6 protein-coding genes and 1 pseudogene are annotated in these 7,459 nt (G+C 60.0%); 4 read left to right on the top strand and 3 right to left on the bottom strand.

From position 1 onward, the window contains the following. Window positions 1-55: 55 nt before the first annotated feature. The 3 genes from ACYP2A_RS30445 to ACYP2A_RS30435 all read right to left on the bottom strand — a co-directional run bounded on the left by ACYP2A_RS30445 (window position 56) and on the right by ACYP2A_RS30435 (window position 3,791). Window positions 56-2,107: a putative bifunctional diguanylate cyclase/phosphodiesterase gene (locus tag ACYP2A_RS30445; protein WP_459749628.1), complete on the bottom strand. Its 2,052-nt coding sequence runs from the start codon at window positions 2,105-2,107 to the stop codon at window positions 56-58. 303 nt (window positions 2,108-2,410) lie between these two features. Continuing rightward, the gene (locus ACYP2A_RS30440) at window positions 2,411-2,992 is read right to left on the bottom strand and encodes a superoxide dismutase (protein WP_459749627.1); all 582 of its coding nucleotides are present in this window, start codon (window positions 2,990-2,992) and stop codon (window positions 2,411-2,413) included. 196 nt (window positions 2,993-3,188) lie between these two features. Then, window positions 3,189-3,791: a LysE/ArgO family amino acid transporter gene (locus ACYP2A_RS30435; RefSeq protein WP_459749626.1), complete on the bottom strand. Its 603-nt coding sequence runs from the start codon at window positions 3,789-3,791 to the stop codon at window positions 3,189-3,191. 94 nt (window positions 3,792-3,885) lie between these two features. On the opposite strand from ACYP2A_RS30435, the gene ACYP2A_RS30430 reads away from it, so the two are divergent. The 4 genes and pseudogenes from ACYP2A_RS30430 to ACYP2A_RS30415 all read left to right on the top strand — a co-directional run. Next, window positions 3,886-4,806, top strand: coding sequence for a LysR family transcriptional regulator ArgP (locus tag ACYP2A_RS30430; protein WP_459749625.1), 921 nt, complete (start codon window positions 3,886-3,888; stop codon window positions 4,804-4,806). A 27-nt stretch (window positions 4,807-4,833) separates the two neighbouring features. Continuing rightward, window positions 4,834-5,826, top strand: a complete 993-nt coding sequence (locus ACYP2A_RS30425; RefSeq protein ID WP_459749624.1) for an NAD-dependent epimerase/dehydratase family protein — start codon at window positions 4,834-4,836, stop codon at window positions 5,824-5,826. Between the two features lie 68 nt (window positions 5,827-5,894). Further along, window positions 5,895-6,767 (top strand): ATPase, encoded by an 873-nt coding sequence (locus ACYP2A_RS30420; RefSeq protein WP_459749623.1) that lies wholly within the window; start codon window positions 5,895-5,897, stop codon window positions 6,765-6,767. 99 nt (window positions 6,768-6,866) lie between these two features. Next, window positions 6,867-7,459 (top strand): annotated as a pseudogene (locus ACYP2A_RS30415) (hypothetical protein); the annotation flags it as partial.

Genomic DNA, 7,459 nt, shown 5'->3' with positions numbered 1-7,459 from the left:
ATCGAGGTGGCCGGTGACGCGGTCATTCAGGCGCCATAAAGCCTGAATGACCGCTCTACAACGTGGCAGTGCTGGTGCGCCTGGCGTGTTTCAGGTAGTTCAGCAATTCGCGCGCGGGTAACGGCTTGCTGTACAGGTAGCCTTGGCCTTCATGGCAACCTTCGGAGATGATGTAGGCCTCTTGTTCGGCCGTTTCCACGCCTTCGGCAATGACCTGCATGCCCAGGCTTTTGCCCAGCTGGATGATGGCGCGCACGATGGTAGCGTCGTCATCGTCGTCGATCAGGTCCTGGACGAAGCTCTTGTCGATCTTGATCTTGTCCAGCGGCAGGCTCTTGAGGTAGCTCAACGACGAGTAGCCGGTACCGAAGTCATCGATGGCGATCAGCGCGCCGGAGCGGCGCAGGCTCAGCAAGTGCTGGGCGGCAGTGCTGATGTCTTCCATCAGGCCGGTTTCGGTGACCTCCAGCTCCAGGCTGCGCGGCGGCAGGCGATAGATCTGTAGCAGGTTGTTGACGACCCGCGGCAGCTCGGCGTGGTGCAGCTGTACGGTGGACAGGTTCACCGCCATGCGCAACTCGATGAAACCCTGATCATGCCATTCGCGTAACTGGCGACAGGCCTGGTCGAGCACCCATTCACCGATAGCGATAATGGTGCCGTTTTGCTCGGCCAGCGGAATAAACACGTCTGGCGGTACCAGGCCATGCTCGGGATGTTGCCAGCGGATCAGGGCTTCGACGCCCATCACGGCATGGTCGCGGTAACTGACCTGCGGCTGGTAAACCAGATACAACTGATTGCGCGGCAGGGCTTCGCGCAGGTCTTTTTCCAGCTCGCGGCGCCTTCGAATTTCGCTGTCGACGCTGGCGATATAAAACTGATAACGGTTGCGCGAGCGGGTCTTGGCCAGGGTCATGGTCTGCTCGGCTTTTTGCAGCAGCTTTTCAGTGCTGTCGCCATCTTCCGGGAACAGCGTGATGCCGATGGTGGCGCGCAGACGGATTTCCTGTTGCTCCAGGGCAAACGGCGCTTCCAGGCCGTCGAGAATGTTTTGCGCCAGCTCTGCAGCTTCGTAGGGTTGTTCGATATCGGCCTGCACCAGCGCGAACTGGTCGCCACCCAGGCGTGCCAACGCGCCCAGCCGGCCACTGTGAGTACGCAGGCGGTCGGCCAGGGCCAGCAGCAACTGGTCGCCGGCCTGATAACTGAACTGCTCGTTAATGCCCTTGAAGTCATCGAGCCCTACGCACAGAACGGCCACCCGGCGTTGCTCGCGCCCGGCTGCATCGAGGATCTGGTCCAGTTGCAGCTGCAACTGCAAGCGATTGGGCAGGCCGGTGAGAAAGTCGTATTGCGCCATGCGTTGCAGGCTACTTTCAGCCTCATGGCGCAAATGGGTATTGCGCTCTATGGACGCCAGCAACTGGTTGGCCGTGTTGATCCACAGGCCCAGCTCGTTTTTTTCGTGGCCCTTGAGCAGCGGTAATTGATGTTCGCTGGGGCGGTCCGGATTGATGTCAGTCAGGCTTTCGATGATTCTCGACAGCGGCTTGGTCAGCATCCAGTGGTAAATCAGGTACAGCACCATCGCCAGTGCCAGCGCACGCAGGGTGCCGGAGACAAAGATGATCAGGGCGCTGATCAGAAAGCTTTCGCCATAGTTGGCGGTGTCCAGGGTGATGCGCAGATCACCGTAATACTCGCTGTAGGGGCTGCGGCCCATCAGTTGCGTGGTGAAGCTGCGTTCCTGGCCAAGGATCAGATCGGTCAGCCAGCGGCTGGAAGAATCCTTGAGTGGACGTTCTTTTTCCGCCAGCAGGGTTTCATTAGGGTGGCCAATGGAGGCCTGGCGCACCGAGCTGTCCTGAAACAGGCCTTCGATGACCTGCATGCCCATTTCGCGGTCCAGGCTGTACACCGCCTGGGTCGACGGGTCGCGGAACATGTCCAGAATGCGTTCAGCGTCATACGCCAGAGTCTGGCGAGTCTTGTAGGCATCGAAGACGATTTGCGCGCAACTCAGTACAACACCCACGATCAGCGCTGCCAGCAGCACGACACGCAGAAGCTTGACCGACAGGCTGTGTTTGAATTCCAGCTTCAAATGCTCATTCCTTTAATCGGTTCCGGGAGCTTGCTGATCAACAAACCTTTAACAACCCGCGACCCGGGCAAACGAACAGGCGGCCGGGTTACGCTGCCATTGCCTCCTTGCGCGAGGAGGGGCGTCTCATAATGTCGGACGCAAAGGCAAAGAACTTGAGCGAAAAATAGCAAGATACAAAAAGTGATATTGCTCCGCTATCGCTTTCTGACGTTCTACAAAGCAGTAGGTCATTTTTTGCGCTGTATTTTATGCAGGCAACAAAAAACCCGGACGTGCCGGGTTTTTTGTGTGCAACGGGGATCAGGCTGCGTATTGCTTGGCCACGAAGTCCCAGTTCACCAGGTTCCAGAACGCTTCTACGTACTTCGGACGCTGGTTGCGGTAGTCGATGTAGTAGGCGTGTTCCCAGACGTCGCAGGTCAGCAGCGGGGTGTCGCCGCTGGTCAGCGGGTTGCCTGCGCCGATGGTGCTGGCCAGGGCCAGGGAACCGTCGGCCTTTTTCACCAGCCAGCCCCAGCCGGCGCCGAAGGTGGCGATGGTGACTTTGCTGAATTCTTCCTTGAACTTCTCGAAAGAACCGAAGGAAGCGGTGATGGCGTCAGCCAGTGCACCGGTAGGCTCGCCGCCGCCGTTTGGCGACAGGCATTCCCAGTAGAAGGTGTGGTTCCAGACCTGGGCCGCGTTGTTGAAGATGCCGCCCGAGGAGGACTTGATGATCTCTTCCAGGGTCTTGCCTTCGAACTCGGTACCAGGGACCAGGTTGTTCAGGTTCACGACGTAGGTGTTGTGGTGCTTGTCGTGGTGATATTCCAGAGTTTCCGGGGAAATGTGCGGCAACAGTGCGTCTTTTGCATAAGGCAGCGGCGGCAATTCAAAAGCCATGGTTTATCTCCTTTCAGGTCGAGTGCGAATATCGCGAGGCCACTCACGGTGCGGCCGTCTACAACAACATGCGCCGGGAGTTTCTACTCTTTGCGGCGCAGACCCCGGATCATAGCACCGGCCCTTGAGCATAACCACGCAACAACTGTGTGGAATAGGGGTTCAAGGGCTTCCGACAAAAAGGCATAAGGGCTGGTCAGGCGCTGCGCACCAGTTGTATTGCCACACTGAACATCATCACCGCCACCATCAGATCCAGAAGCCGCCAGGTTGCCGGCCGCGCCAGCCAGGGAGCCAGCCAGGCCGCGCCGACTGCCAGTACCGAGAACCAGATGAAGGAGGCGCTGGCGGCCCCGACCACGTAAGCGCCAGGAACACTTTGCTGGGCGCCCAGCGAGCCGATCAGCAACACCGTATCGAGATAAACATGCGGGTTGAGCAATGTCACTGCAAGGGCGCTCAGCAACACGGTGCGCAGTGATTTGATGCCTTGATCGGCATCGTGCGCCAGGCTCTGGCGGGCACAGGCCCGGCGCAGGGCCTGAAGGCCGTACCAGCTCAAAAACAGCACGCCGCCCCAGCGCGCAACGGCCAGCAGGGTCGGGTTCTGCACCAGCACGCTGGCCAGCCCGAATACGCCCACGGCAACCAGAATGGCGTCACACACAATGCACAGCAAGGCTACCGGAATGTGGTGTTCACGGCGCAAACCCTGGGCCAGAACAAAGGCGTTCTGTGAGCCGATCGCCATGATCAGCCCGAGGGCGACCAGCAGGCCGTTGATATAGCTTTGCCACATGGGAAATTGTCCGGGAGCAGGTTGGGCTGGCGATTCTGCGCGGGTTAGGGTTATAAGAAAAATCAATCCTGCTCATTACCCATTAGGAAAAGTGATGTTCGATTACAAACTGTTGGCCGCGCTTGCCGCCGTGGTCGAGCAGGCCGGGTTCGAACGTGCAGCCCAGGTGCTGGGTTTGTCGCAGTCGGCGGTGTCGCAGCGTATCAAGTTGCTGGAGGCGCGCGTCGGCCAGCCAGTGCTGGTGCGCGCCACGCCGCCGGGCCCGACCGAGATCGGCCGGCGGCTGCTCAACCATGTGCAGCAGGTGCGCTTGCTGGAGCGCGACCTGCAAGGCCAGGTGCCGAGCCTGGATGAAGAAGGCATGCCCGAGCGCCTGCGCGTCGCCCTCAATGCCGACAGCCTGGCCACTTGGTGGGCCACGGCGGTGGGCGAGTTTTGTATTCGTCATCGTTTGCTGCTGGATCTGGTGGTGGAGGATCAGGACGTCGGCCTCAAGCGCATGCGCGCCGGTGAAGTAGCGGCCTGTCTGTGCGCCAGCGAGCGTCCGGTGGCGGGTGCGCGCAGCCTGCCCATCGGCGCGATGCGCTATCTGGCGGTGGCCAGTCCTGCATTTATCGCGCGGCATTTCCCGGCAGGCCTTGACCCGGCCGGGCTGGTCCAGGCACCGGCACTGGTGTTCGGTCCCGACGACACTTTGCAGCATCGCTACCTGGCAGCGCTTGGCCTGCATGGCGGTTTCGAGCATCATCTGTGCCCCTCGTCCGAGGGCTTCGTGCGCATGCTCGAGGCCAGCCTGGGCTGGGGCATGGTGCCCGACTTGCAAGTGCGCGAGCAGTTGCGCAGCGGTAAGTTACGCGATCTGTTTCCCGGACGCTGCATCGAAGTGCCGTTGTACTGGCATCATTGGCGTAATGGCGGTCAGCTTCTGACCCGGCTGACGGCGCACCTGGCCCAACAGGCCGGTCAATGGCTGGTGCCGCGTGGGCTTGATGAAGCGTCATTGCCCACGGATTAACGTTTGTAAGTGTCAAGGGAGCGGTTAATGAGGATTCTGGTCACCGGCGCGAGCGGCTTTATCGGCGCACGTTTTGCGCAGCATGCTCTGGAGCGTGGCCTGAGCGTCAGGATCAATGCCCGTCGTGGCGAGGCGCTGGAACAACTGATCATGCAGGGCGCCGAGTTCATACCTGGCGATCTGGGTGATGCCGAGCAAGCCAGGGTCATGTGCCGCGAGGTCGATGCCGTGGTGCATTGCGCAGGCGCAGTGAGCGCCTGGGGTCGTCGCCAGGAGATAGCCCAGGCCAACGTGCAACTGACTGAAAACGTGGTCGAGGCATGCCTGAAGCAGAAAGTCCGACGGCTGGTGCACGTGTCGTCACCGTCGATTTACTTCGATGGCCGCTCGCATCTTGGCCTTAAGGAAGATCAGGTGCCCAGGCGTATGGGCAACGCCTACGCCGCGACCAAGCTGCTGGCCGAGCAAAAAGTCTTTGGTGCACAGGAATTCGGCCTGCAGGTCATCGCCTTGCGGCCACGGTTGGTGACGGGCGCCGGTGATCGCAGTATCTTCCCTCGCTTGTTGCGCATGCAGCGCAGCAAGCGTCTGGCGATTGTCGGCAATGGGTTGAACAAGGTCGATTTCACCAGCATGGCCAACCTCAATCAGGCGTTGTTCAGCAGTTTGCTGGCAGGCTCTGCGGCGTTGGGCAAGGCCTATAACATCAGTAATGGCCAGCCGGTGCCGTTGTGGGACGTCATCAATTACGTGATGCGTCGTCTGCATTTGCCGCAGGTCACGCGCTATCGTGGTTATGGCCTGGCCTATACGCTGGCCATGCTCAACGAAGGTGCCTGCCGGTTGTGGCCCGGTCGCCCGGAACCGAGCCTGTCGTGCCTCGGCATACAGGTCATGAACAAGGATTTCACCCTGGACATCAGTCGGGCCCGGCATTATCTGGGCTACGAGCCACAACAAAGCCTGTGGGCGGCGCTGGACGAGTTCTGCGCCTGGTGGCAAGCCGGGCAAGGGCGCTGATGTCTGTTTGCAAACCTGAACCGTTTATACTGCGGGCCGGCTTTTAACCGTTCTTGAAAGGGTTGCTTATGCGCAAAGATCCCCACGACGACGTCGATGACATTCCCAGCCTCAGTGCCAGGGATGACGACGATGACGACTTCGTGCAAACCCGCGGCGCGCGTGAGCGCACCACGGTGTATTCGCGCACCACGCCGGTGGTCAAGGTCAAAGGCGCGAGTACCGGCCCGCTGTGGGCATTGGTCGGCGCGCTGGTCATCGCCTTTTGCGGGCTGGGCTGGTGGAGCTTTCAGCAGATCTCGCTGATGGAGCAGCAACTGGTCGCCACTCAGGAAAGCTTTGCGCGCATCAGCGAGGAAGCGGCCGGCCGGTTGCAGGATATCTCCGGCAAGATGGTCGCCACCGAAACCCTGAGCAGCGATGGCGAGGCGCTCAAACAGCGCATCCGGCTGCTTGAAACGCAATTGCAAGAGCAAGACACGGCGCGTGAAAACGCCCAGGGCGAGCAAGGCAGTCTGGACAAGCGTCTGGAACTGATCGGCACCCAGGCCACCCGTCAACAGGACGAACTGACTCAGGTACAGGAGCAACTCAAGGGGCTGGTCACAGAACTGACGGCATTCAAGCAAGCGCTGCCAGAGCAGATCAAGGCCGCACAAGGCGATCAGGGCAAGCTTGAGGCACAGCTCAAAAGCCTGGGCACCGACGTCGCCAACCTCAAGAAGCAGGACAATCCGGCCGCCGCCATCGAGCGTCTGGAGCAGGAACTGCTGGTGCTTAAAAGCGAGCAGGACAGCCGCGTCGCGTCAAGCAATACGGGGTCTTCGGGTGCTGCCAATACCGCCGAGTTCGATGCCTTTCGCGCGCAGGTGACCCGCAATATCAATGCGCTGAGCGGTCAGGTGCAGAGCCTTTCGCAACGGATCAATGCCCGGCCCTGATGCAGGAAAAAATAAATTCGCTGCAATAAATATGTAGCGAATCGATACGTCAGCGGCGCCGTACAGTAAGCCCATTGTCAAACCCAATGGAGCTTCACCATGAATGGAATCACCAATGTACCGGGTGCTTTGGGCGCCACCGAGCAAGAGATTGAATACATCGATAACGTCGAGATCGATGACGATAAAAGTGCCGATCTGCGCCTCAAATCGCCACCCAGGAAGCCGCCGGTCAAAAAGGTTGACCCTGTCAAACCGCCCAAGGGCGGTACGCTTAAACCTCCGGTCATTGGCGGTGGTGGTAGCGCCGGCAAGACGCCTGCCACTGCGCCGAAGAAACCACCGGTCAAACAGGTGGCCGGCCAGCCGGTCAAACCCCTGAGTCCGGGCAGTGTGCCGGCCATCCCGCCATCGCCTTCGCGGCTCGATCAACTGCTGTCAATCGTCAATACGACCACGGGTGTTCTAGGTTTGATTCATCCGCTCAACAGCGTGTTCAATCCCGACGGCACAGTGACCTGGCCCAACGGCAGTGTTGTCGATGAACAGGGCAAGTCGGTCCGGCATGCGGATGGCCGTGTGCAAAACATCGATGGCACCACCGCGAATGCCGATGGCTCGACGACTCATCCCGATGGCAGTATTGAATACAAGGACGGCACCTGGAAGCTGGCCGACGGTTCGGTGAAGTA

The organism is Pseudomonas sp. 3A(2025) (assembly GCF_054589175.1).
Note: the sequence above shows the minus strand (reverse complement) of the source record. Positions and strands in the feature narration are given on the sequence as shown.

What these genes read in the sequence shown, in the direction of transcription:
- ACYP2A_RS30440 (WP_459749627.1), bottom strand. Translation starts at nt 2,992, where the DNA reads ATGGCTTTTGAATTGCCGCCGCTGCCTTATGCAAAAGACGCACTGTTG.
- ACYP2A_RS30435 (WP_459749626.1), bottom strand. Translation starts at nt 3,791, where the DNA reads ATGTGGCAAAGCTATATCAACGGCCTGCTGGTCGCCCTCGGGCTGATC.
- ACYP2A_RS30430 (WP_459749625.1), top strand. Translation starts at nt 3,886, where the DNA reads ATGTTCGATTACAAACTGTTGGCCGCGCTTGCCGCCGTGGTCGAGCAG.
- ACYP2A_RS30425 (WP_459749624.1), top strand. Translation starts at nt 4,834, where the DNA reads ATGAGGATTCTGGTCACCGGCGCGAGCGGCTTTATCGGCGCACGTTTT.
- ACYP2A_RS30420 (WP_459749623.1), top strand. Translation starts at nt 5,895, where the DNA reads ATGCGCAAAGATCCCCACGACGACGTCGATGACATTCCCAGCCTCAGT.